Source organism: Sandaracinaceae bacterium (genome assembly GCA_020633055.1).
Taxonomy (GTDB): domain Bacteria; phylum Myxococcota_A; class Polyangia; order Polyangiales; family Houyiibacteriaceae; genus JADJJE01.
The window spans coordinates 16,088-40,844 of record JACKEJ010000008.1; the positions used below are offsets into that span (position 1 = coordinate 16,088).

Annotated in this window: 22 protein-coding genes; 11 read left to right on the forward strand and 11 right to left on the reverse strand. The window is 70.2% G+C overall.

Features of this window, described 5'->3' with window-relative positions:
* Positions 1-36: 36 nt before the first annotated feature.
* Positions 37-975 (reverse strand): cation transporter, encoded by a 939-nt coding sequence (locus H6726_16940; protein MCB9659333.1) that lies wholly within the window; start codon positions 973-975, stop codon positions 37-39.
* A 98-nt stretch (positions 976-1,073) separates the two neighbouring features.
* Here H6726_16940 and H6726_16945 point away from each other — a divergent pair, with 98 nt between their 5' ends.
* Positions 1,074-1,928 carry a MaoC family dehydratase N-terminal domain-containing protein gene (locus H6726_16945; protein ID MCB9659334.1) on the forward strand — a complete coding sequence of 285 codons (855 nt, stop codon included), beginning with the start codon at positions 1,074-1,076 and terminating at the stop codon, positions 1,926-1,928.
* Between the two features lie 147 nt (positions 1,929-2,075).
* A complete protein-coding gene (locus H6726_16950) occupies positions 2,076-3,320 on the forward strand; it encodes a 2-isopropylmalate synthase (protein MCB9659335.1) in 1,245 nt (414 codons plus the stop codon).
* Positions 3,321-3,366: 46 nt separating this feature from the next.
* Here the strand turns inward: H6726_16950 and H6726_16955 are convergent, their stop codons facing one another.
* Both H6726_16955 and H6726_16960 read right to left on the reverse strand, forming a co-directional pair.
* Complete coding sequence (locus H6726_16955; protein ID MCB9659336.1) at positions 3,367-3,909, reverse strand: L,D-transpeptidase family protein; 543 nt, start codon at positions 3,907-3,909, stop codon at positions 3,367-3,369.
* 172 nt (positions 3,910-4,081) lie between these two features.
* Positions 4,082-5,074, reverse strand: coding sequence for a hypothetical protein (locus H6726_16960; protein ID MCB9659337.1), 993 nt, complete (start codon positions 5,072-5,074; stop codon positions 4,082-4,084).
* 341 nt (positions 5,075-5,415) lie between these two features.
* Between H6726_16960 and H6726_16965 the strand changes: the two genes are divergently transcribed.
* The 4 genes from H6726_16965 to H6726_16980 are packed head-to-tail and all read left to right on the forward strand — an operon-like array spanning position 5,416 to position 8,912.
* On the forward strand, positions 5,416-5,595 hold the full coding sequence (locus H6726_16965; protein ID MCB9659338.1) for a hypothetical protein: 180 nt from the start codon (positions 5,416-5,418) through the stop codon (positions 5,593-5,595).
* 57 nt (positions 5,596-5,652) lie between these two features.
* Positions 5,653-7,080 carry a HAMP domain-containing histidine kinase gene (locus tag H6726_16970; protein ID MCB9659339.1) on the forward strand — a complete coding sequence of 476 codons (1,428 nt, stop codon included), beginning with the start codon at positions 5,653-5,655 and terminating at the stop codon, positions 7,078-7,080.
* Entirely contained in the window at positions 7,077-8,453 is a 1,377-nt protein-coding gene (locus H6726_16975) for a sigma-54-dependent Fis family transcriptional regulator (GenBank protein MCB9659340.1), read from the forward strand. Before H6726_16970 ends, H6726_16975 begins: the two co-directional genes overlap by 4 nt.
* A gap of 48 nt (positions 8,454-8,501) precedes the next feature.
* Positions 8,502-8,912 carry a response regulator gene (locus H6726_16980; protein MCB9659341.1) on the forward strand — a complete coding sequence of 137 codons (411 nt, stop codon included), beginning with the start codon at positions 8,502-8,504 and terminating at the stop codon, positions 8,910-8,912.
* Positions 8,913-8,940: 28 nt separating this feature from the next.
* On the opposite strand, the gene H6726_16985 is transcribed toward H6726_16980, so the two are convergent.
* The gene (locus tag H6726_16985; GenBank protein ID MCB9659342.1) at positions 8,941-9,738 is read right to left on the reverse strand and encodes a hypothetical protein; all 798 of its coding nucleotides are present in this window, start codon (positions 9,736-9,738) and stop codon (positions 8,941-8,943) included.
* 125 nt (positions 9,739-9,863) lie between these two features.
* Complete coding sequence (locus H6726_16990) at positions 9,864-10,511, reverse strand: hypothetical protein (GenBank protein MCB9659343.1); 648 nt, start codon at positions 10,509-10,511, stop codon at positions 9,864-9,866.
* 242 nt (positions 10,512-10,753) lie between these two features.
* On the opposite strand from H6726_16990, the gene H6726_16995 reads away from it, so the two are divergent.
* Together H6726_16995 and H6726_17000 are read left to right on the forward strand one after the other, a co-directional pair.
* Positions 10,754-12,442 (forward strand): acetyl-CoA carboxylase carboxyltransferase subunit, encoded by a 1,689-nt coding sequence (locus H6726_16995; protein ID MCB9659344.1) that lies wholly within the window; start codon positions 10,754-10,756, stop codon positions 12,440-12,442.
* Positions 12,442-15,246 (forward strand): biotin carboxylase, encoded by a 2,805-nt coding sequence (locus H6726_17000; protein MCB9659345.1) that lies wholly within the window; start codon positions 12,442-12,444, stop codon positions 15,244-15,246. Before H6726_16995 ends, H6726_17000 begins: the two co-directional genes overlap by 1 nt.
* 224 nt (positions 15,247-15,470) lie before the next feature.
* On the opposite strand, the gene H6726_17005 is transcribed toward H6726_17000, so the two are convergent.
* Together H6726_17005 and H6726_17010 are read right to left on the reverse strand one after the other, a co-directional pair.
* The gene (locus tag H6726_17005) at positions 15,471-16,118 is read right to left on the reverse strand and encodes a DJ-1/PfpI family protein (protein ID MCB9659346.1); all 648 of its coding nucleotides are present in this window, start codon (positions 16,116-16,118) and stop codon (positions 15,471-15,473) included.
* Between the two features lie 79 nt (positions 16,119-16,197).
* Entirely contained in the window at positions 16,198-17,166 is a 969-nt protein-coding gene (locus tag H6726_17010; protein MCB9659347.1) for a GlxA family transcriptional regulator, read from the reverse strand.
* 166 nt (positions 17,167-17,332) lie between these two features.
* On the opposite strand from H6726_17010, the gene H6726_17015 reads away from it, so the two are divergent.
* Positions 17,333-18,214 carry a hypothetical protein gene (locus tag H6726_17015; protein MCB9659348.1) on the forward strand — a complete coding sequence of 294 codons (882 nt, stop codon included), beginning with the start codon at positions 17,333-17,335 and terminating at the stop codon, positions 18,212-18,214.
* On the opposite strand, the gene H6726_17020 is transcribed toward H6726_17015, so the two are convergent.
* The 3 genes from H6726_17020 to H6726_17030 form a co-directional block, all read right to left on the reverse strand.
* A complete protein-coding gene (locus H6726_17020) occupies positions 18,186-19,616 on the reverse strand; it encodes a UDP-N-acetylmuramate:L-alanyl-gamma-D-glutamyl-meso-diaminopimelate ligase (GenBank protein MCB9659349.1) in 1,431 nt (476 codons plus the stop codon). The two genes, H6726_17015 and H6726_17020, sit on opposite strands and share 29 nt — an antisense overlap.
* Before the next feature lie 147 nt (positions 19,617-19,763).
* Complete coding sequence (locus H6726_17025; GenBank protein MCB9659350.1) at positions 19,764-21,002, reverse strand: metallophosphoesterase; 1,239 nt, start codon at positions 21,000-21,002, stop codon at positions 19,764-19,766.
* A 249-nt stretch (positions 21,003-21,251) separates the two neighbouring features.
* Positions 21,252-22,031, reverse strand: coding sequence for a sulfite exporter TauE/SafE family protein (locus H6726_17030; protein ID MCB9659351.1), 780 nt, complete (start codon positions 22,029-22,031; stop codon positions 21,252-21,254).
* A 93-nt stretch (positions 22,032-22,124) separates the two neighbouring features.
* Here H6726_17030 and H6726_17035 point away from each other — a divergent pair, with 93 nt between their 5' ends.
* Entirely contained in the window at positions 22,125-23,174 is a 1,050-nt protein-coding gene (locus H6726_17035) for a CoA ester lyase (GenBank protein ID MCB9659352.1), read from the forward strand.
* Between the two features lie 64 nt (positions 23,175-23,238).
* A complete protein-coding gene (locus tag H6726_17040; protein ID MCB9659353.1) occupies positions 23,239-24,117 on the forward strand; it encodes a CoA ester lyase in 879 nt (292 codons plus the stop codon).
* A gap of 72 nt (positions 24,118-24,189) precedes the next feature.
* On the opposite strand, the gene H6726_17045 is transcribed toward H6726_17040, so the two are convergent.
* Positions 24,190-24,747, reverse strand: coding sequence for a hypothetical protein (locus H6726_17045; protein ID MCB9659354.1), 558 nt, complete (start codon positions 24,745-24,747; stop codon positions 24,190-24,192).
* Positions 24,748-24,757 lie beyond the last annotated feature (10 nt).

Here is a 24,757-nt window from a genome sequence, read left to right on the forward strand (position 1 = left end):
CGGTCGGAGACGCGCGCCACGTCCGCGGGGGGCTGCTCAATGGGCGGCGGCGCGGGCTGCGTCCCGGCAGGGCTCCTCGGGCCACTCGAACTCGATGGTGGACTTGGCGAACCCGAAGCCACCCACGATCTCTTGCAGCTCGCCCTTGAGCGCGCGCAGCTGCGCCACGGGCCGCTCGTCCACCAGCTCGATGTGCGCGCTGAAGACGTGCTGCTGACCATCGAGCGTCCACACGTGCACGTGGTGCACGTCGTGCACGGCGTCGAGGGCGCGCAGACGAGTCACCAGCTGCTCGAGGTCGATGCCGGCGGGCGCGGCCTGCAGGAACACGCGCACCGCCGCCCACAGGTTGCGTAGCACGTTGAACAAGATGAACGCCGTGAACGCGATGGAGAGGATGGGGTCCAGCACCGGCACGGGCCACACCAAGAGGACGAGCGAGACCACCAGCACCGCCACCCAGCCCAACGTGTCCTCGAGCAGGTGCCAGCGGATCATGTTGGCGTTCAGGGACTCGGCGCGTGAGAGGCGCAGCACCCCCGCGCCGTTCACCAGCACGCCCAGCACGGACAGGCCCAACATGCCGGGCGCGTAGGGCATCTGTGGCTCGAACAGGCGCGGCACAGCCTCGGCCATGAGGTACACCGAGCCGCCGATCAGCACCATCGCGTTGATGACGGCCGCCAGCACGGAGAGGCGCTGGTACCCATAGGTGTACGTCGGGCTGGCCTCCCGCTCACTCGCGCGGCCGAGCCACCAGCCGAGCCCGATGGCCAGCGTGTCCCCCAGGTCGTGCACCGCGTCGGACAGGATCGCGACGCTGTTGAACGCGAATCCACCCACGAACTCGATGATGGTGAACGCGAAGTTCAGCCAGAACGCGGTACCGATGGCGCCCCCCTCACCGCCGTGCCCATGTCCGTGGCCGCCTCCGTGTCCATGCCCGTGGCCGTGTCCGTGTCCGTGAGCCGACATGCGCGTGGGTTCTCGATAGCAGACGCGCTCCCGTGGGGCACCGTGTTCGGCGCGCGCGGCGGCTTGGCGCGGCGCACGGCGTCTGATACCTCCCCGTCATGGCCCTCGACCCCAGCGCCCTCGGCTTCACCACGGACCCCCTGCTGCACGAGTACACCTGGCAGGACGTGGTGCTCTACAACCTCGGCATCGGGGCGCGGCGCGACGGCGAGCTGCACCTGCTGTGGGAGGGCGCGGACAAGCGGGGCCCCCAGGTGTTCCCGACCTACGCCGTGATCCCGGCCTGGCCCGCCATGCTGAAGCTCTTCGACGCGGTCGGGGGGGACATGCTGGGCATCGTGCACGGGGCCCAGAGCATCACGGTGCACAAGCCCTTCGCGCCTTCCGGCCGCGTCTTCACGGTGGGTAAGGTGGCGGGCGTGTACGACCTGAAGCGCCTGGCGCAGACCACGTTCGTGAGCGAGACGCGCGACGAGGCGGGCGAGCTCCTGTGCGAGACCTCGTGGGACATCATCTTCCGCTTGGACGGTGGCTTCGGCGGTGAGAAGCCGCCCAAGGCCGAGAAGGTGCGCCCGCCCGAGCGCGACGCGGACTTCGTGGTGGAAGAGACGACGCAGAACGAGCAGGCCTTGCTGTACCGCCTCACGGGCGACCACAACCCGCTCCACGCGGACCCCGCCATTGGGGAGAAGGCGGGCTTCGGGCTGCCCATCCTGCACGGCCTGTGCACGTTCGGGCACGTGGCTCGGCACGTCGTGAACGCGGCCTGCGGCGGCGACGCATCGCGCTTGTCACGCCTGGAGGGGCAGTTCCGCAAGCCGGTGTGGCCTGGGGACACACTGGTCACCAGCGGGTGGCAAGAGGATGACCATGTGGTCATCGAAATGCGGACGACTCAGCGACCAGACGACGCGCCGTTCAGCAACGCCCGCGCGTTTCTGAAGCCCGTGTGAATCCAGGCGGGGCCACCGTCGTCCGGAAAGCTCCCGGAAACATGTCCGGTGTCGATTTCATGTGGCCCGCACGGTAACCTCGCCCCATCCTCCCCCCGCTCGGACGCCCCCATGTGCGCACACGTTCGAGGGCGGGACTGCCTGTCGATGAGTGACGACCAAGACCTGATCTACAACTGGAACGGCAGCGAACGCGACCTGGCCGCAGGCGTGTTGCTGCACGACGAGACGTTGCGCGACGGCATTCAGGATCCGGCCGTGGTGGATCCATCCGTCGCGGACAAAATCGAGATGGTGCGCGGCATGGACGCCGTGGGCATCCACTCCGTGGACCTGGGCATCCCCAGCGCGGGACGTCGTGCGTTCGCGCACGCGCTCGAGCTGGCCAACGACATCGTGGCCGAGGGGCTGCGCATCAAGCCTGCTTGCGCAGGTCGGACGCTGATCGGGGACCTGGAGCCGATCGCGCGCCTGAGCCAGAAGGCCGGTGTCGCGGTGGAGGTCATGACCTTCATCGGCGCGTCACCGATCCGCCAGGCTGCCGAGCAGTGGTCCGAGAGCGCCATCCTGTCGCGCTCGGTGGAGGCCATCGACTTCGCGGTGCGTGAGGGCCTGCCGGTCACGTTCGTGACCGAGGACACCACACGCTCGCACCCGGACCTCCTCGCCAATCTGTTCAAGGCCGCCATCGACACGGGAGCGTCGCGCCTGTGCCTGTGCGACACGGTGGGTCACGCCACCCCGAACGGCGTGCGCTCGTTGGTGCGCTTCACACGCGACATCGTGGCGCAGCACGGCGCGGACGTACGGGTGGACTGGCACGGACACAACGACCGCGGGCTCGCGCTGGCCAACAGCCTCGAGGCCATCGCGGCGGGGGCGGACCGCATCCACGGCTGCTGGCTGGGCATCGGCGAGCGCGTCGGGAACGCGTCGCTGGACCAGCTCTGGCTGAACCTGGCGATGATGCAAGGCACCTTGGACAACGGGGCCGACCTGCGCGCGCTACGCGACCTGTGCGAACGCGTGTCCGACGCGACGCGCACCCCGATTCCGGCGGACTACCCACTGCTTGGCGCGAACGCGTTCAAGACCGGCACGGGGGTTCATGCCTCGGCCATCCTCAAGGCCACCAGCCGCGGCGACCGCGCCCTGGCCGACCGGGTCTACTCGAGCGTGCCCGCCAGCCTGCTGGGGCGTCGCCAAGAGGTGGTCATCGGCCCCATGAGCGGGTTGAGCAACGTGCGCTTCTGGCTGCGACAGGCAGGCCAGCCGGACACGCCGGGCCTCGCGGAGGCCGTGCTCGAGGCCGCCAAGCAGAGCGACCGCAACCTGAGCGACAGCGAGGTGCGGCACATCGTCGAGACCGTGCTGCGCGGCGCGGCGCAGTAGGGTCCTGACAAGCTCGAGCCGTCGCCCTCGCTCACGCGTAGGCGGGCTACGGGAGGATCTCGATCGGCGCGTCCGGGACGACCGCTTCGTAGAGCTGCTGCGCCTCGTTGGACGCGATGGCGATGCAGCCCTCGGTCCAGCCAACCTCGCGGCTGAAGGGGATGAGCGCGGCCCAGCTCGGGGTGCCGTGCACACCGATGTCGCCTCCGATTCCGGTGCCCGCAGGGATGGTGCCGTCTCGGCGTCCAGCACGATAGCGGGCGCGGTCTTCGCGGTTGGGATAGGACACGTGCAGGAAGCGGTGGAACTCGCGGCTGTGGTGGCGGCTGTCGATGCGGTACTGGCCCTCGGGCGTACGACCGTCCCCCTCCATTCGCTTGGGTCCGAGACCGCCGCGCCCCATGGCGGCGCGAAACGTGGCGACCAACCTGTCGCCAGAGAACGCCTGCAGCGTGCGGTCCGCCTTGCGGACGAGCAGACGGTCGACGCGCGCGCCCGGCGGCATCGGCGTGGGTGTGCTGGCCTGTGCCTCGACGACGAGCGCGCGGGTGACTGCGGCGCACGCGAGCAGCAGCAGCGCGACGGACATGACGGCCCGCGCACGCGCGGCCCAGGCAGAGCGGACGGGGGCGGCGGAGGAGCAGGGCGTGGAGCGCGGTGTCACGCCTCTTTGTGCCGCATGCGTCGCGGGTTGGCGAACGGCGTGCGCCAGGAGGGTCGGGTGGACGCCGGGCCGACCGACTCGAGGTGGGAGATGCGTTCTAGCGGCCCGTGGCCCGCAGCGGGGCGTGTCGGTTGCGCGCGTGGCGGAACTCGGAGAGGCTCTTGTAGATGGCGGCTCGGGCGCGATTGAGCCCCCCGAGGGGCGCGTGCGCCGGGAGCGCATGGGCCGGTGAGAACGTCAGCGCCTCACCGAGCAGGGCGCGCTCGGCCGTGCGGAACGACTGGACGGAGATGCGCAGCGTCGCAACCTTGACGAACGGCGAGACGTCTTCGTTCCAGAGCACCGCCGCGTCCTCGATGGGCATGCCCTCGCGTTGCAGCTGCACACAGAAGTCGAAGGTGGCGTCTTCGACGGCGAGGTGGCGCTCCATGGCGACGCTGAGGTAGTCCTCGGTCAGCTTCTCTGGCAGCGTGCTGCGGTGGGCCGAGGTCGGGAGCAGCCCGTACTTCACGACCTCGTCGAGCCCGAACTGGTAGGGCGTGGTGCTCCAGTAGCGCACGTCGAACGGGGACGTCGGGCAACGCCGCGCGTCGTGCAGCGCCTTGAGCGCACCCATGTGGCCCGTGACGAGGAACTTGGCCATGAGTCCGAGGGGGGAGCCCTTGGTGAGGTAGTAGATGGCGTCCCGGAACATGGGCACCGTCCCGAGCGGCATGGTGGGATGGTCCATCAAGACGAAGTCCTGCTCACCGGGGTGCTCCTCGTTTCCCTCCGCCTCGGGGCACGCCAGCTTGATCGCGAAGCCGCGCAGGTCGGGCTCCGCGTCGGAGCGCACCTCGTTGCTGGCGTTGGAGATGCGTATCCAGCAGTCGTACACGCGCCCGGGTTGGAACACCCCGACGCGCATGTGGGGCGGGAGGTCGCCCGCGACGGTGAACTCGCCGCGCAGCACGCCCAGCGCCTTGGGGTGCGCGTCGCGCAGGGTGGCGCCGGCCTCGTACTGTTGCTCGAGCTTGTGCTGGAGCAGGTCGATCATCTCGGCGATGAGCTCGTGCTCGTGGGCGGACATGCTGCTGGCGTCGATGTTCATGGAGGCTCCTTGGACGAAGGTTCGGTCACGCACGGACCTCCAGCAAGTCCGTGCAGCGCTCGTGCCACACGCCGCGGCTGACCACGCGCCACACGTGCGCCATAGGCGCCAGACGCGGCCGAGATGCCGCGGAGCGGGACGCTCCCACGGGTCACGAGCGGTGACCCAGAGAGCCCCGCGCTCGAGCTCCGCGCGGAGTCCTGCACGACCTCGAGCCACCTGACGCGCGGGGCCTCGTGTCGGAATGCACCGAGTGGTGCATTTCGCCCCACTGAAGTGGCACATGGCTCTCAGAACGAGCGCGGAACGACCGGTGGCCCCGTTCCTGCACTACCCCCCGCATGTCCATTTTCCACCTCATCATCAGTATTGCTCTCGTCGGCCTTGTCCTCTGGCTGGTCAACACGTTCGTGCCCATGGAGTCGCGCGTGAAGTCCATCTTGAACGTCGTGGTCTTGGTGGTGCTCGTCGCCTGGCTGCTCAAGGGCTTCGGCGTCATCGCGGCGGCCGTGGGCTTCTGATTTGCATCGACACCGTGGGTGCGCCCGTCTACACGAAGCGCAACGAGGTGCCCCCCTATGCGCGTTGCCTGGAAGTTGGCCGCAGGTATGACCTGCGGAGTCGGAGTGGTGCTCGCCGCACAGGGTGTGTTCCACGCCTATCGCCTGGCCGATCTCCAGGAGAGCGAGCTCAGCGACGACGAGCTGATCCTCAGCGGGACGCTCGCGACGGCTGTCGAAGACATCTGGGCGACGTCGGGGTTGAGCGGAGCCCAGGACTTCCTGGGTCGCGTCCGCGAAGACTGGCCGCGCTCCCGCATCCAGCTGCGCACCCGCGAGGAGGTCGATCCGCGCGCGCCCCTGCCCGAGGCGGCCGAGATCACCACCTTCCAGCGCGGCGAGCTGTGGTTCGTGAGCGCGGCAGCACCCGTCCGCATCCACGACGAGACCGTCGCAGTGCTGGAGGTCAGCCGCGACCTGACGCAGGACGTCGTGTACGCCGGGAACGCGCTGCGCCAGCAGCTGCTCCTGGCCATGGTGGGGGCCCTCTTCGCGGGGCTCGGCTCGCTGTGGCTGTGGCTGCGTCTGCTGGGCCGTCCACTGCGGGATCTGACGGCGCTGGCGCAGCGGGTGGCGGAGGGCGACTACTCGCAGCGCTCCGCGCTGCGACGCCGCGACGACGTGGGGAAGCTCGCGCAGGCGTTCGACGAGATGAGCGAGAAGCTCGAGCGCGCGCGGATGCGCGTGAAGGCCGAGCGACGCGCGCGGACGCAGACGCTGGAAGAGCTGCGACACGCCGACCGCTTGACGTTGGTGGGGCGCTTGGCCTCCAGCATCGCCCATGAGCTCGGGACGCCGCTCAACGTGGTGTCGGGGCGCGCCATGATGATCGCCACGGACGAAGCGCTGCCCGCCGAGGCGCGCGAGAACGGGGAGATCATCGGGCAACAGGCGCAGCACATGGCCGGGCTCATCCGTGACCTGCTCAACCTGTCGCGCAAGAAACAGGTGGCGCGCGAGGCACAGCCGGTGCGTGACGTGGTCGACAGCGCCGTCGGCCTGGTGGTGCCCATCTGCGACGACCGTGATGTGTCGGTGACCATCGTGGGACGCACTGATCTGCTGGCGGAGATCCACCGCGGCAAGATCATGCAGGTGCTGACCAACCTCATGATGAACGCGACGCAGGCCATGCCCGACGGGGGGACCATCTCCGTGGGGATCGAGCGCGTCGAGGTGGAGGACCCCCGCGACCGCCACGCATCCGCAGGGACCTACGTGTGTATATCCGTCACGGACGAAGGCGTGGGCATCGAGGGCGACAGCCTGGAGCAGGTGTTCGAGCCGTTCTTCACGACCAAGCGCGAGGGCGAGGGTACGGGCCTCGGCCTCACGGTCTGCCACGGCATCGTGCGCGAGCACGGCGGCTTCCTCGACGTGGCGAGCGAGGTCGGGCGGGGGACGACCTTCTTCGTGTACCTTCCCATGTTCGAGGAGACTCCATGAGAGTACTGGCGGTCGACGACGAGCAGAGCATGTGCGAGCTGATGGCCGCCGCGCTCCAGAAACAAGGCATCGAAGTCGCGTGGGAGACCTCGGCCGAGGCAGCGCTACGGTCGCTCGCCGAGCGGGACTTCGATGCGGTCATCGCGGACCTGAACCTGGAGCGTGACGGCGCAGGCCTCGAGCTGTGCGCCTACGTGCGTGAGAACCAACCCGACACGCCCGTGGTGGTGATCACGGGCTTCGGGGACATGCAGGCCGCCATTGCGGCGCTGCGCGCAGGCGCGCACGACTTCATCAACAAGCCAGTGGACATGAGCATGCTGGCGCACACGCTGCGGCGCGCGGCCGAGCACCGCGCCCTGCGTGCCGAGGTCAAGCGCCTGCAGGAGGAGGTGAAGCGGTCACGCGGCGCCGGCGCGCTGGTGGGGACCAGCCCACCCATGCTGAAGCTGTACGACCTCATCCAGCGGGTCGCGAGCGCGGACGCGTCCGTGCTCATCTGCGGCGAGAGCGGGACGGGCAAGGAGCTGGTGGCACGCGCGCTGCACACCGAGAGCCAGCGCCGGGAGCTCCCGTTCGTGGCCATCAACTGCGCGGCGGTGCCGGCGAACCTGCTGGAGAGCGAGCTGTTCGGTCACGTGAAGGGCGCGTTCACCGACGCCCGCACGGCGCGACGCGGTCTCTTCGCGGAGGCAGACGGCGGGACCGTGCTGCTGGACGAGGTGGGCGAGATGCCCCTCGAGATGCAGTCGAAGCTGCTGCGCGTGCTGCAAGAGCGCACGGTGAGGCCCGTGGGTGGCAACGCGGAGGTGCCCTTCGACGCGCGCGTGTTGGCCGCCACCAACCGTGACCTCGAGACCGAGGTGGAGGAGGGGCGCTTCCGCGAGGATCTCTATTACCGCCTGAACGTGGTGCAGCTGCACGTGCCACCGCTGCGCGTCCGTGGGAACGACATCCTGGTGCTGGCGCAGGAGCTGGTGGAGCGGGCCGCGACGCGTGCCGGCAAGGCCGTGCGCGGCGTCTCGAGCGAGGCAGCCCGCAAGCTGCTGGACTACGACTGGCCCGGGAACGTGCGCCAGCTCGAGAACTGCATCGAGCGCGCGGTGACGCTGACGCGCTTCGACCAGATCACGCCCGCGGACCTACCCGAGCGTGTGGTGGACTACGTGCCGGACCGCATCAGCCTCGGGGACGTGGACCTCGAGCACATGTTGACGCTGGAGGCGCTGGAGCGCCGCTACATCGAGCGGGTGCTGCGCGTGTCGCAGGGCAACAAGGCGCTCGCGGCGCGCACCCTGGGCCTCGATCGCCGTACGCTGTATCGGAAGCTCTCGCGCTACGCGGCCGACGACGAGGGCCCCGACGCGAGCTGAGCATCGCTGGCACGCAACGTGCCCTTGGAATGCAGATGGATGGAAGAAGTGAGTGATACCGCCCGAGTCCTGCTAGCCGAAGACGATGACGCGATGCGTGTGATGCTGTGCACGGTGCTCGCGCGCAGCGGCTTCGAGGTGACCCCCTGCGAGAATGGCCGCGCCATGCTCCGCGAGCTCGAGCGCGCGGAGCGCGAGGGGCACGCCCCCGACGTGATCGTGAGCGACGTGTGTATGCCCGGCGCGAGCGGCCTCGACGTAGCGCACGCGTCGCGGCGGGTCCTCCCCGAGGTACCGCTGATCCTGATCACAGCGTTCGGTGACGACCACACCCACGAGCGCGCCAAGGCGCTGGGGGCCATGGCCGTGCTCAACAAGCCGTTCGACCTACGCGACTTTCGGCGGCTCGTGCAAGACGCCGTGGCGGCGACGCGCCCGCGCGAGCGTGGCGAGGCATGACGCCCTACCTGGGGCGGAATGCCCCAGGTCAGAACATCGCGCCGTAGGCGATCTCGAGTCCATAGCCCCAGTGCGTGGCGGGCACCGAGTCCACCGGGGCCACCAGCTCCTCCGTCGCCGCGAGAAAGTAGATGGCCGGGTGCAGGACGCCGGAGCGACCCACGAGCACGTCGAGGCCCGCACGAGGCTTGATGGAGAAGCCCGTGTGGTCGCCGTTGTAGAGCAAGCCGGGTGCGACCCCCAGCAGCACGAGCAAGCGGTCCGACACGCGCAGGTGCGCGCTGGCCTCGATCTGGAGGTTCATCGCGAACCAGCGCCCGTCCTCGCGCTTGCCCCCGTAGAGCTCGTGGATGTACGAGAACGCGATGCCATCGAACGCGAACCAGGTGACGAAGGGCGCGAAGCGCAGGCCCGCGAACGCCTCCGTGGCGAAGAGCGAGCCGGACCCGCCCACCTCGAGCACCCCGCCCGACGCGTAGGCCGTGGGGCCGCCGACGCCCGCCTGCTCGACCACGTCCACGCGCGCCTCGCTGGCGGAGCGCTGCATCAGGCGGGGCACCTCGGGCGTGGGGTCCGGGGTGGCCGTCGCGAGGTCGGTGTCGTCGTCGCTCGGGCGCTCGTCGGGCTGCGCGACCTCGTTGGGGGAGCTGGCATCACGTGGAGCGTCGCCGCGCGGGTCGCGTTGCGCGCCAGCGCGCTCAGGCGAGGCAGAGAGCCACAGGCCCAGCGCAAGGAGACCGAGGAGAGCCATGGAGGTGGAGCGAGGAGACTGCAGCGTCATGTTCGTCATGCCCCCCGACGACGCACGCCCCGTGCCAGGCGTCATGTCGCGGCTGGTACGGGGCGTGCTGATTCGTGCGGATGCTGAACTGGGGCGCTCTGCCCCACCCGCACACGACTGTCACGGGGCGCGATGCCACGAAGGCCGCGCCATCGGGGCGCATCGCGCCATCAGAACTCGAGGTGAAGGCCGGCGTTGACGCTCAGCTGCGCCCACGAGAGGTTGGCCTTCACGTCCCCCAGGGGTCCCAGGTCCTCGCTGGCGTACACGCGGTGGTAGCGCACCCCCACGTCGGTGAAGAGGCCGACGTTGCCGAACACCAGCTCGAGCCCACCCAGCGCCCCTGTGTTGAAGCCGAGGTAGCGCTCGTCGCCGTACACGTCGCCTCGCGGCTTGAGCACACTGAAGCCCAGCGGAACCGTGCCGCGCAGGCGCATGCGGGTGCCGCCGTGGTCCACGAGGGGAATGCGCACCCCGATGTAGGGAGACACGTCGAACACGAAGTCACGGTCGTTGTACTCGTCGTTGCCGTAGCCGCGGAACTCGGTCATGAGACCCGCTGCGAAGATGCCAGACTGCATGCCGACGCGAAGACCTCCACCGAGCGTGGGGTCGAGGTCGATGTCACCGCTGGACCGCCGCTCTCCTTCGACGCGCAACCTGTATTCGCCCAGGAAGTCGCCGATGAAGTAGCCCTCGACGGTGGCGTGGGAGCGGCTGGGGTGCTGGGCGTGGGCGCTGTTCGCCGTGGCGCACGCAGTGATCGCGGCGACGACGGCCAGAAAGAAGGAGGCGCCGCGGGCATGTCGCACGGGCATGGAGGTCGACACACTTCCGGCGGAGAGTCCAGAGAGGGTTGTTTTCATCATGCCCAGTGGCAAAGCACGAAGCGGGCCAGAACGTGCGCGCCAGACGAATACCTGCCCAACGGCCGGAAAGTGAGGAGGGCGCCGGGCTAGCGCCCGCGTGGCAATTCCACTAAGACTCGCGCGCACGCGCTGTGCCTCGGTTTTTGGCGCCCGCGTGAGCCTGCAGCACCCCTGCTCGAGGAAAGTGGCCGATGTCCGAAGCACCCCACGTGGCGCCAATCCTGACGAACCCCCTGGCGCCTCCGCCTGAAGCCGACGAGAAGTCCCAAGGCCCGTACGACGACGCCTTGGCGATGGGCCAAGAGCTGCGCGACAAGCCACGCAGCGCGCCCACGCGCGTGCAGGTGGGGACGCAGCACGGCAAGGGGCGCATGACGGTCTGGGAGCGCATCGACACGCTCAAGGACGCGGGGGACGAGCCCACCATCCTGTTCCAGAACTGGGGCAAGAACCTGGACGGCGCGTCCATCGTCACGGGCGTGGCGAAGGTCAACGGGCGCGACACCGCGTTCTACGGCCACGACTTCACGCTGCGCGCGGGCTCGATGGACGCCACCAACGGGCGCAAGCTGGCGAACGTCATGCGCCTGGCGGGTGAGCGCGGCATCCCGCTCGTCGGCATGAACGACTCCGCTGGCGCTTACGTGCCCGCGGGCATCGGCGGCCTCGACGGCTACGCCGAGGCCTTCACCGCCCTGCGCAAGATCAGCGGCCGCGTGCCCAGCGTCATGTGCATGTTCGGCTTCAACGCGGGTGGCGGCGCGTACCTGCCGCGCCAGGGCAGCTTCGTGATCCAGCCCGAGGACACGTTCTTCGGCCTCACGGGCCCCGGCGTGGTCAAGAGCGTGCTCGGCGAGGACGTCACGCCGGACGAGCTCGGTGGCCCCGGCGTGCACGGGCAGAGCGGCGTGTCGGACCTGACCGTGTCCGACGAGGTGGGCGCACTGCGCACGGCGCGGCGCCTGCTGAGCTACCTGCCCAGCAGCAACGAGGTGGCGCCCCCCTTCCAGGCCACCAGCGACGCGCTCGACCGCCCCACGCAGGAGATCGAGACGCTGCTGCGCAAGGCGTTCAACTCGCCGACCGGGTTCAACACGCCGATCGACGTGAGCATCCTGATCCAGCAGATCTGCGACCACGGCGACTACTTCGAGATCCAGCCGCAGCGCGCCCGCAACACCATCACGGCGTTCGGCCGCCTGGGCGGGCACGTGGTGGGCATCGTCGCGAACAACAGCGCCGTGAGCAGCGGACAGATCGACGTGGCCGCGGCGCTCAAGAACGCGCGCTTCATCCGCTTCTGCAACATCTACAACATCCCCGTCATCTTCATGGAGGACACCACCGGCTTCCTCCCCGGCCGTGACCAGGAGATGGCCGGCATCGTGCAGGCGGGCCGCGCGATGCTCGACAGCATCATCGACCTGCGCACCCCGCGCCTCCTGATGATCATCCGCAACGCCTTCGGTGGCGCGTACGCCGCGTTCAACTGCTACGCGACGGGCGCCGACCACGTCATCGCGCTGCCCACCACGCGCGTGGCCGTCATGGGCCCCGCCGGCAAGGAGTTCGTCTACAAGGACCAGCTCCGCGCCGCGCGCGCCAAGGTGCCGGCGCTGGTGCAGGAGGGCATCGCCGCGGGCAAGAGCGAGACGGACGCGAAGGCGGCCGCCGACGCGTGGCTCAAGGAGACGGAGGCGAGCTTCAACGCCCAGTACGAGCGTGAGCTCATGAACCCCAAGGAGGCGCTCAGCCTCGGCTCCATCAGCGAGATCGTGATGCCGCGCGAGCTGCGCGCGAACCTCATCAAGAGCCTCAACTTCTACCTCAGCACCTACAAAGTCGGTCCCATGCAGTCCGTGCAGCGGGAGTCCTTCTGATGTCCTACGACGCCTACTCGAACAATCCGCTGATCCACCGTGACCGCCGCCTGGGCAAGCACAGCTCCCCCTGGGTGAGCAGCTTCGCCTGCGAAGACATGAGCGTGCTCATCGTCTGCCGCGGCCCCATCCGCAAGGAGGCCATCGACGTCTTCCGTGAGATGGGCATCACGAACATCGGCATCCTGCTCAGCGAGAAGGACAGCATCGTCTACCCGCGCGCGCTTGCGCCGGAGCTGCGCATCTTGAACCCCGAGAACGTGCACGCCGTGCCGGACTACACGGGGGCCACCAAGGAAGAGCGCGTGGAGCGCGTGCAGCAGATGATCCGCATCTGCCGCAAGCACGGCTACAAGTACATCTTCGCGGGCTACGGCTTCATGGCCGAGGACGTGGACTTCGTGCGCGCGCTCGAGACGGCCGGCATCCGCTTCATCGGGCCCTGCAGCCACACGGTGGACGCCGCGGGTCGCAAGGACGAGGCCAAGCGCACGGCCCTGCAGGAGGACGTGAGCGTCACGCCGGGCATCAACGACGTCACGGCGCGCACGCTGGTGGCGAAGGTGAAGGACCTGGGCGGGCTCAAGGCGCTGGTGGCGGACAAGGGCCTCGCCGTGCCCGAGCTGAGCGAGAGCGGGCTCGAGCTGGTGGCGCAGGCCGACGCGGTGCTCGAGGCGGGCTACGCCAAGGGGCTCGACCTGATCAGCGTCGAGGAGCTGCAGGCCACGGTGAAGACCGAGGCGGCGGCGGTGCTGAAGCAGTACCCGGGCAACCGCATCCGCCTCAAGGCGATCGGCGGCGGCGGCGGCAAGGGGCAGCGCATCCTGAGCGACGCGGACGCGGCGCCCGGCTTGGTCCTGGAGATCCTCCAGGAGGTCAAGGCCACCGGCGTGGGCGACAACAAGAACGTGCTGATCGAGCTCAACATCGAGCAGACGCGCCACAACGAGATCCAGCTGCTGGGCAACGGCGACTGGTGCATCTCGCTCGGCGGCCGCGACTGCTCGCTGCAGATGCACGAGCAGAAGCTGCTCGAGGTGTCGGTCACCCAGGAGAGCCTGCTGGAGGCGGCCGAGCGTCACGAGCGCGCGGGCAACAAGACTCAGGCGGCCGTGCTGCGCGCCGACAAGGACGTGCTGGCGAACATGGAGGCCCAGGCCGAGCGCTTCGGCGCCGCCGTGAAGCTGGACTCGGCCAGCACCTTCGAGTGCATCGTCGAGGGCACGAACCACTTCTTCATGGAGGTGAACACGCGCATCCAGGTGGAGCACCGCGTGTCGGAGCTCTGCTACGCGCTGCGCTTCCGCAACCCGGACGACGCCGAGGACTACTTCGACGTGCACTCCGTGGTGGAGATGATGGGCCTCCTGGCGCGCCACAAGGAGCGCCTGCCGAAGCCCCAGCGCATCCGCCGTGACGCGGCCGCCGTCGAGGCGCGCCTGAACGCCACGGACCGCTCGCTCTCCCCGCACGCGGGCGGCGAGATCATCGCGTGGAGCCACCCCATCGAGGGCGAGATCCGCGACGACCAGGGCATCAGCATGCTCAACCCGGACACCGGGCTGTTCATGCGCTACCGCCTGGCGGGCGCGTACGACTCGAACGTGGCGCTGCTGCTCACCACGGGCACCAGCCGCGGCGAGAGCTACACGCGGCTGGCCGAGGTGCTGCGCCGCACGTCCATGCGCGGGCCCGACCTGGCCACCAACCTCGAGTTCCACTACGGCCTCGTGCACTGGTTCCTGAGCAACGGCGTGGACGCCAAGCCCACGACGCGCTTCGTGGTGCCGTACCTGACGCTGGTGGGTCAGCTCAAGGAGGCGGTCGACGCCCTCGACCTCGGCTACGCGTTCGACCGCTGCGTCGCGCGCTGCCTGCCGCCCAGCAAGGACCCCGCCGCCACCAAGGCGGCCAAGGACTGCGCCGTGCTCAAGCGCACGCTGGTGGACCGCCCGCTCGCGCGCCTGACCGAGGAGCCGCACGTGCTCTCGGCTTGGCTCAGCGTGCACCGCAAGGACTTCGTCGTGAACGGCGGGCGCGTGGTGTTCCAGCGCAACCCCGTCGCGATCCTGGAGGAGACCTACCACCTCCTGCACATGGACGCCGAGCGCAACTCGCCCGCGGCGCACCGCATCTGGGACAGCGACCAGGAGGTGCTGGACGAGGCGGGCGACTTCTACGAGGCCCTGCACGAGCGCACCGGCGACGTGGCCTGGCCCGAGCTGGACGCGGCCCTGCGCGGCACCACGCCGGCCTACGGCTTCGACGACGCGACCTGGCAGCAGGTGCGCGCGGCGCACGTGGGCTTCCAGATGGGCCTCGAGCTGCTGGGCCTCTTGGTGCTGGTGGCCGACCAGGTGGGCTTCTACGACCTGGTGGTCAACGACGACCTGACCATCACCATCCCCGAGCGCCTCTTCGACGCCGACCTTCAGAAGCGCATGAAGAAGGTGCTGGTGCCGCCCCCCGCCACCAAGGCGGACGAGGTGGTCGCCGTGAGCGGCGGCATGTACTACGGGCAGGAGGGCCCGGGCATGCCCACCTTCGTGCACGAGGGCATGCACTTCGAGGTGGGGCAGCCGCTCTACATCATCGAGGTCATGAAGATGTTCAACAAGGTGCCGGCCACCTTCGCGGGCACCATCGACAAGATCCTCATCGAGGGCGGCGACGGTCAGATCGTGAGCAAGGGCCAGCCCCTGTTCAAGGTCACGCCGGACGAGCGCGTGGTCGAAGTGGACGAGAAGGCTGTCGCGGCGGCCAAGCGCGCGAAGACCGACGAGCTGCTCGGCCGCATCGGCTGAACGGCACGAGGCGCTCCACCGAGGGCCGACCGGCCGGCGGGGACCACGTCATGGGTCTCGCCGCCAGTCGGCCCTTCGGCGTCGAGCCCAACCGCGACGCGCGAACACACAACCTCGAGCGACGAGACGTGCCGCGTGGCATGGCGCACCGAACGCCCGACCACGGGCGACGAGACGCGCCGCGTGGCGCGATCGCGGCCGCACCAAGCGCGTCGGGTCGGGAGTCAGGCCGCGGAAGCGGCGCGCTTGCGGTCGATGGCCGCCGTCACACGCGCGACAACCTCGGCAGGGGCGCTGCGCGGGTGCCCGCTGTCGAAGGGTGGCTGCGGGTCGTACTCGATGGCGAGCTGGATGGCCTGCGCCACGTCAGGGCTGGCGAGCTCGGCCGCGAGCGTGAGCGCCATGTCGATCCCCGCCGACACACCGGCCGCCGTGACGATGCGCCCCGCGGTCACGACGCGACGACTGACGGGTGTCGCGCCGTAGCTGGCGAGGGTGTCGAAGCGCGCCCAGTGCGTGGTGGCTTCGAGGCCGTGCAGCAAGCCCGCCGCGCCGAGCACCAACGAACCCGTGCACACCGCGGTGGTGTAGCGCGCACCCGCGTCGAGCCGTCGCACGTGCGCGAGCACAGCCGGGTCCCGGATCAGTCCGTCCACCCCGTAGCCCCCTGGGACCAGCAGCACGTCTGCAGCCTCGATGTCGTCGAGGGCGACATCCACGTGCATGCCGAGCACGCGATTGTCGGTGCGCACCTGGCCCACGCGCGGACCCGCGATACGGAGGTTCACGCCTGGCAAGCGGCTGAGCACTTCGTAGGGGCCCACGGCGTCGAGCGCGGTGATGCCTTCGAACAAGAGGAGGACGATGTTCATGAGCGGTGCCTTTCGGGAGGCGCGCCTCATGACCCCCGAACGAGCATCGAGCGGGGCTCATGAGACGCGCGTTGGGCCATCACGCGAAGCGACGGCGGTACTCGTTGGGCGCGACGTGCAGCTGGCGCTGGAACGCTCGACGCAGCGTCTCCACGCGGCCGAAGCCAGCCTGCTCCGCGACCTCCTCCACGCTCAGCGTGGTAGTCTCGAGCAAGCGCCGAGCGGTCTCGACGCGCGCCCGCTGGACGAACACGGCGGGGGTCGCGCCGACCTCGAGCGCGAACGCCCGGGCGAAGTTGCGGGGGCTCATGCCAGCGCGCGCGGCGAGGGTGGACACGCGCGTGTCCGCGCGCGGGTGCTCCGCGATGTACGCCTGCACCTCGCGCAGCGGCTGTCGCTCCGCGAGCTGCGACGCGAGCTGTGCGCTGAACTGGGACTGGCCGCCCGCGCGACGCACGAAGATGACCAGCTCGCGCGCCACGGCCAGCGCGACGTCCCGCCCCACGTCGTCTTCCACCAGGGCGAGCGCGAGGTCCATGCCGGCCGTGACCCCGGCCGACGTCCAGAGATGCTCGTCGCGCACGTAGACCGCGTCGGGCTCTACCTGCACGCGTGGGTAGCGCTCGCGCAGGCGCTCCACGTGCGCCCAGTGCGTGGTGGCGCGCCGACCGTCGAGCAACCCGGCGGCGGCCAGCACGAAGGCTCCGGTGCACACGGAGGCAACGCGTCTGCAGCGCGGCGCCACGCGCCGTACCCAGGCCGCCACCGCGGCGTCCCGGCTGGCCGCCCGCGCGCCCGCGCCTCCCACGATGAGCAGCGTGTCCACCGCGCCGCGCACGCCTGCGAACGTCCCGTCCGGCACCACGGCGAGACCGCTCTCGGTGCGCAGCAGCTCGCTCGAAGCGGCCACCACGCGCACCTCGTAGCCGCGGGTGCGCTGCCGCGTCTGCCCCAAGAAGCGCTGCGCCGCGTGGAACACCTCCAGCGGGCCTACCAGGTCGAGGCCCTGGATGCCGGGGAAGACGGCGATGACCACGCGGCGGTGCATGCGCTCAAGGTGCCCTCGCCGAGCGATGGCAGCAATGACAACGAGCGGGCGTTTCATGCCATCGGCTGCCAGCGCCGGTGCGTCCTGCGGGGCCTGCTCGACCCCACGCGGCCCGGACCATGGCGACAGACCGGAGCCGCCATCCCTGAGATACGATGACCGCACCATGAGCTGGCAGCCGGTCGAACGAATGCCTGACGAGTCGCGCGGGGACGGCTCGCCCTTCCGTCGACAAGCCGAGCCCGTGCTCGCTGCCCGCTCCGCGCCTACGCTCGCCGAGCGTGCGCGCTTGTACCTGGGCTCCACACCCGACCTCCCGTCGGAGCGCGCGGGACGACGGATTCTGCTGACGCGCGAGCACCTGTACGTGGAGCGGGCGGATGGGACGAAGCAGCGAGTGCGGCGCGCCGATCTGAGCGGGCGCCGCGAGGAGCGCGGCCGTGTGGTCTACGGCGTGCGCGACGGCGAGGATGTCGCGCTGCTCACCCGTCGAGACTGCCAAGTGATGGACGCGTTGGACGCGCAGCTGGGCGCCGCAGCGCTACCTGTCACCACGTATCTCCACTTCAGGCGCGCCGCAGCGATCGCCGCTGGCAACGTGGGGTTCCTTTGGGTGTGCGACATGGCGAGCCGCAGTCAGGTGTGGCGCATCAGCGAGCACCCGGCGCGAGTTCTGGTGTTCATCCCCCTCATCGCCGTGCTGTACGCGGTGCTGGTGCGACCGGAGCGGGTGCGTGTGGACACGCTGGGGATACACCGCCGCTTCGGCTTGGTACCCATCCTGCACGAGAACATCCCGGCGGACCGCATCGAGGCGGTCGCGGTCGAGGACCACCACGTCAACGGCCGGCGCGTGGGGCTCAAGGTGAGTGCGCTGCGGCGGGGTGCGCGCGGCAACGCCGTGGAGGAGCGGCGCGTCCTGATCGAGACGTTCGACACGCGCGGCTACGGTGGAGGGGCCGCCGAGTCGGCCGCGCGCGGGCTGGGACGCCGGGTGGCAGCGCTGCTGGGCGCCCCACTCAGCCCGGTGCCGGAACGACGGGCGTGAGCGCCACGAGCACCTCGTCGTACACGCCGCCGAAGTCGCCGTTCGACATCAGCACCACGACGTCGCCCGGCTGCGCGTGGGCAGCCACGCGCGCCGCGACGGACGCCGTGTCAGGGGTGGCCTCGGCGACGCGACCCTGCCGCGTGAGCTCGGTGACGATGGCCTGCACGTCGAGCCGCTGCTCGGCGGGGATCTCGGGGCGGCCCACGGGCGCGATGAGCGACACGTCCGCGGGCATGAACGCAGCCGGGTACTCGTCTTGGTGCATGCGGCGCGAGGCGGTGGCGCTGCGCGGCTCGAAGGCCGCGATGAGCTTGCCGCGCGGGTGCAGGCTACGCAGCCCCCGTAGCGTCTCACGCACAGCGGTGGGGTGATGCGCGAAGTCCTCGTACACATACACGCCCCCCGCGACCCCCAGCAGCTCCTGGCGACGCTTGACCCCGGCCAGCTGCGGGACCGTCTCGAGCACGGGCCCGAGCCCCAGGCCCGCGCCCTCCACGGCGGCGATGACCGCGGCCAGCACGTTGCGCGCGTTGTGGGCGCCCGAGAGCGGTGAGTAGACGCGCGAGAGGAACGAGCCCCCACCGAAGAGGTCGAACGCCTGCGCGCCTGCTTCGACGGAGGCCAGCGCGGCGGAATAGATGGGTGCGACGTCGCCGCAGTCGTCGTTCGCGAGCGCGTAGAAGCGGACCGGACAGCGCGCCTGTCGCGCGAGGGCGCACACCTCGGGGTCGCCGGCGTAGGCCACGAGGAGCCCGTCCTCCGGGATGCGCGCGATGAGCCCCTCGAACGCGGCGCGGTACGACGCGAGGTCGGGGTAGATGTCCACGTGGTCGTGCTCGACGGACGTGAGGATCACGACGCGTGGGTTGTACTGCCAGAACTTGGGGCTCTTCTCGAAGTAGGCGCTGTCGTACTCGTCGCCCTCGATGACGAAGGGCGCCCCCGCCCGACCCAGGCGCGCGGCGCGATCGAAGCCACGCGGCACCCCGCCGATCAGGAAGCCAGGGTCGGCCCCGCCAGCGTGGAGCAGCTGCGCGAGGATGGCGGTGGTGGTGGTCTTGCCGTGCGTGCCAGCGACGACGTAGCCCGGCCGGTCCTGCAGGAAGAGCTCGTTCAGCGTCCCCGGGAACGACATGCAGCGCAGCCCGCGCTCGTGCGCTGCGACCGCTTCGGGGTTGTCGCGGCGGCACACGTTCCCCACCACCACCAGGTCGGGCGCCGGGTCGAGGTTCGCTGCGTCCCAGCCTGGCAGCGCGCGCACGCCCCATGCGGCGAGTGCCGGACCCATCGGGGGATAGAACGCGCGGTCCGATCCGGACACGTCGTGTCCCGCGTCGCGCAGCAGCCCGGCGAGCGCGCCCATGCCTGTCCCGCAGACACCGATCAGGTGGATGTGCATCGCCGCGGAGCGTAGCAGCAACCGTGATCGGCGTCGGTCGAAGGATGGTGCAGGGGACGCGATGCCTCGATGGTTCTGCGACCGAAGCGGGCGGCGAGTGGGCATCGGGCTGCCAGCGAGAGGAAGGGAGGGTTGGAGAGCGGACTGCTAGCGCACGTGGACCGTCTCGAACTGCAGCGTGCCGTGCAGGTCGTAGAAGCGCGCGATGAGCGTGTCCCCGCGGATCTCACCCCAGAAGAACCCGGGGGTGCTGTCGTCGTTGAACGGCCCGTCGTGGCGCAGCCCCCCGCCGAACAGACGCCCCCGGAAGTCCGTGGTCTTGGCGGCCGCGCCCGAGACGACGTGCTGCGTCCCGCACGCCATCGGCAGCCACTGACGGTTGTGGTCGTGGCCCGAGAAGTAGATGTCCACGTTGCCGCAGATCTCCTGTTCGAAGAACGACTTCACCGTGCCGCCGCTGACGATGGGCACGCCCGGAATGCCCTCGTAGAGCCCCGCGTCGCCGTGCTTTCCGTTGCTGATGTAGGGATGGTGACCGAAGGCGATTACCCAGTCTGTGTCGGCGTTCGCGATGGCTTCTCGGACGAAGCTACGCTGTGCGGCGACGTCGTGGCTCCACATGAGCGCGTTGGTGTCGAGCCCGACGAACGTCACGTGCTCGCGCACGAACGCGTAGAACTCGTGGGGCATGGTCCACTTGTCGCTCACGTTGGTGTAGTCGACCTGGATGGCGCCCCGCCAGAACTCGAAGCCCGCACCGCCGAGCCCGCCGGAGTCGTGGTTGCCGAGAACGACGTAGAAGGGGATGTCGAGCTCGGCGTAGGGCATCTCGAACTTGGTGTCGAACTGCATGTCTTCGAGCGAGGAGACCCCGTCGTCGTAGAAGTTGTCGCCGAGATACAGCGCCAGATCGCAGCCCAGCTCGCAGCACCGCTCCGCCATCGCGTGACCCACCTGGTACTGCGCGTCGTTCCCTTCCCCTCCGTCGCCGAGCGCGACGAAGCGCACGACCCCGGGCGTGGGCGGCGCGCACAGGCTCATGAGCGGGCCCCCGTCCACGCCCTGGTCGACGCCCGCGTCCGCCCCCTGGTCGGTGCCCGCGTCGAGCGGACCGTGACCCAGGTCGGTCCCGTGGTCCGGGCTCGTGGCCTGGTCGGGGCCACCCGCATCCACGCCAGCGTCGTGAGGCAGCATCCCGACGTCTGCGAGGCCCGCGTCGATGCCCCCCGCGTCGCGCGACCCGGGGCCCGCAGCGTCGGGCGTCGTCCCCGCGTCATGGTGAGCGCCACCGTCGAGCGCCACGCCGCCGTCGCGCGCAGCCCCGCCGGCATCGGTCCCCTCCGGGTCGAACGGGCTGCCCCCCGTGCATCCGGGCGCGTGGGTCACGCACGCGAGGGCTACGAGGACGTACCGGGTTCTCCACTTGTGCTCTCTCATCACCACGACTCCGCTGGTCCGGGGTGGCTCGCGACGCTGCAGAACGGCTCCGCGCGCGAGCCACGTTCGCGACGCGACGGACTGTGCGCCCCGGCGGCGCCCGACACCCGCGACAGTTGGTGCCCCCGCGTGACGTGCACGCACGCGTCGTGGCAGACGCGTGACCCGCGCGCCGTCAGCCTTGTGGCCGACTCGTTGCTAACGCCCCAGCAGCTCTTGCGCCGCGACGGCAAGACATGCCACCACGACCAGCACCGCGACGAAGCGCTTGAGCTTCTTCGGGTCGGCCTCGACCGCATACCTCACGCCGAGCACGGACCCGATGGACGTGGCCACGGCGAGCACGAGGGCGGGCACCCACGCGACCTGGTCGCGCGCGATGAACACCACGAGCGACGCGGCGCCGAAGCCCAGCGTGCACAAGAGCTTGAGCGCGTTGGCCCGGACCATGTCGTAGTGCAGCGTCCCCGCCAGCACCATCAGCAGCACGAACCCCACACCGGCCTGCACGAACCCGCCGTACAGCCCCGCCACGAACAGCCCCACCATGGCGCGCGGGTGGTCGGACGCGCGGCGTGGCACGGCCCCCTCGGGCGCGATGGCCGCGGGCCGCACGACCATGAGCACGGCCATGCCGCCCATGGTGACGAGCAGCACGGGCTTCAGGAGCCACACGGGAAAGTACGACGCCAGCAGCGCGCCGATGACCGCGCCGATGAGCGTGGGCGCGGCGATGTCGCGGATGGCCCCGGTGTCGAGCTTCCCGTCTCGGTGGAAGCTGTACGCCCCGGACGCGGCCTGCGAGAACACGGCCACGCGGTTGCTGGCGTTGGCGATGTCGGCCGGCAGCCCGAGCGCCATCAGCGCTGGGACGGTCAGCATGCTGCCCCCGCCGGCGAGCGTGTTGACGAACCCCGCGACCAGCCCGGCGAGCATCATCAGGGCCAGCAGGCCCACATCGTAGGAGGCAAAGGTCATGGGGAGCACGGGGGCGGGTGTAGCGCAGATGAGCCCGAGGCAGAATGCTACGGGCGCTGGCACATTCTGCGCCTCGCGTCTATATGCCGAGGCATGCGCAGCCCCAAGCACTTCTTCGCCCCGCTCGCCATCGGCGCCCCCGCTCCCCTGCGTGAGGTGCCGTTCAAGCCGTCGCGGATGATCCACTTCTTCGACCCGAGCAACGCCAAGATGGCGGTCAAGGTGCCGGACATCGCCAAGCAGACGGACGTGCTGCTGGGGAACCTGGAAGACGCCGTCGCGTCGGACAAGAAGCTGGCCGCGCGCGAGGGCTTCATCCAGATCGCGAAGGCCACCGACTTCGGCGACTGCCAGCTGTGGACGCGCGTGAACAGCCTGGACAGCCCGTGGTTCCTGGACGACGTCACGGAGATCGTCACGCAGGTCGGCGACAAGCTGGACGTGCTGATGGTGCCCAAGGTCGAGGGCGCCTGGGACATCCACTACGTGGACCGGCTGCTCGCGCAGCTCGAGGCCCGCGCTGGGCTGAAGAAGCCCATCCTGGTGCATGCCATCCTCGAGACCGCGCTGGGCGTGGCGAACGTCGAAGAGATCGCCAGCGCCAGCCCGCGCATGCAGGGGCTCAGCCTGGGGCCCGCCGACCTGGCCGCCTCGCGCCGCATGAAGACCACCCGCGTGGGCGGCGGTCACCCCGGCTACCTCGTGCGTGCCGACCCGGACGCGGACAACGCCGAGGCCCCGCGCACCACGGCGCAGCAGGACCTCTGGCACTACACGCTCGCGCGCATGGTCGACGCCTGCGCCTCCAACGGCATCCTCCCCTACTACGGGCCCTTCGGTGACATCAAGGACGTGGTCGCCTGCGAGGACCAGTTCCGCAACGCGTTCCTGCTGGGCTGCGTCGGCGCGTGGTCGCTGCACCCGGTGCAGATCGGCATCGCCAAGAAGGTCTTCTCGCCGCCCGTGGACGAGGTGCTGTGGGCCAAGCGCGTCATCGCCGAGATGGGCGACGGCACGGGCGCCGTCATGATCGACGGCAAGATGCAGGACGACGCCACCGTGAAGCAGTGCAAGGTCATGGTGGACCTCGCCACCATGCTGGCCGAGAAGGACGCCGACCTGCGCGCGGCCTACGGCTTCTGAGCCGCGCTTCTCGCGCACGCACCGAACGAACGACAGACCCGCTCGACCCGAGGACAAGACACCCATGGCCGCCACCGCAAGACCCCGTCGCTCCGTGCTCTACATGCCGGGCAGCAACGCCCGCGCGCTCGAGAAGGCGCGCAGCATCCCCGCCGACGCGCTCATCCTCGACCTGGAAGACGCCGTCGCGCCCGACATGAAGGCCACCGGCCGCCAACAGATCGTGGACGCCGTGCGCGCCGGGGGCTACGGCCGCCGCGAGCTGGTGCTGCGCGTCAACAGCCTGAACACGCCGTGGGGCTACGACGACCTCGTGGCCGCCGCGAGCTCGGGCGTGGACGCCGTGCTGCTGCCCAAGGTGGAGAGCGCCGACGCCGTGCGTCTGGCCGAGCAGGTGCTGGTGGCCCACGGCGCGCCCAGCACGCTGGGCATCTGGACCATGATGGAGACCCCGCGCGGCATGCTGCACGCGGAGGACATCGCCGACAGCACCCCGCGCATGGCCGCGTTCGTCATGGGCACCAGCGACCTCGCGAAGGATCTGCACTGCGCCCACACGCCGATGCGCCTGCCGATGATCACGTCCCTGGGGCTGTGCATGCTCGCCGGTCGCGCGGCGGGTCTGGCCGTGCTGGACGGCGTCTACCTGGACCTCAACGACGACGAGGGCTTCGCGGCCAGCGCACGCCAGGGGGCCGAGCTGGGCTTCGACGGCAAGACGCTGATCCACCCCAAGACCGTCGCCGCCGCCAACGAGGCCTTCGCGCCGAGCGCGGACGAGATCGCCTTCAGCCGCAAGATCATCGCGGCCCACGCGGAGGCCGAGGCCGCCGGCAAGGGCGTGCTGGTGGTGGACGGCAAGCTCATCGAGAACCTGCACGTCGAGAACGCGCGGCGTCTGGTCGCCCTCAGCGAGGCCATCGAGGCCATGGCCGCGGGCTGAGCGCGCGGAGGCTCAGTCCAAGCGCACCGCGAGGCCATCGAGGCCATGGCCGCAGGCTGAGCACCCGGACGCTCAGTCCAGGCGCTCGTGGTAGGCGCGGAGGTCTTCCTCGGTTGGAGCGCTCGGGCGCGCCGTCGGCACGTCGGTCAATCGGATGACGAGGGCGCTGCGATGCGCGCCACGGGCCGTCACCAGCACATCCATGCGGTAGGCCGTGCCCGACGGCCGCAGGGGTGTGGCGCCGAGGAAGCTGGCGCCCTGCCCGTGCGGATCCACTTGGCCCGTGAACAGGCGCGGACCGAAGTACTGCACCAGCTTCGCGGCCGGCACACGGGCGTCGAAGATGTGGCGGTGGTTCCCTTGCTGCTCGTTCTCCAGCCCACGCGGGAGGGTGAGCCCGCCGAGGACACGCTCGGACGGCAGCAGCCGACCCTCCGCGTCGTACAGCGGGTCCGGCGGCGCGGGGGGCGGCGTAGGCTCGGGGACACGCTCGTCGCTCGGCACGTCGCCCGTGTCCGTGGAGCCCGAGCCAGAGCAGCCGGACAACGCCCCCCCGAGGCCTCCTAGCGCGAAGAGCAGGAGCACCGAGAGGGGGCGGAGTCGACGAGACGCGGGGGGCACGCACACCATGACGCGGGAG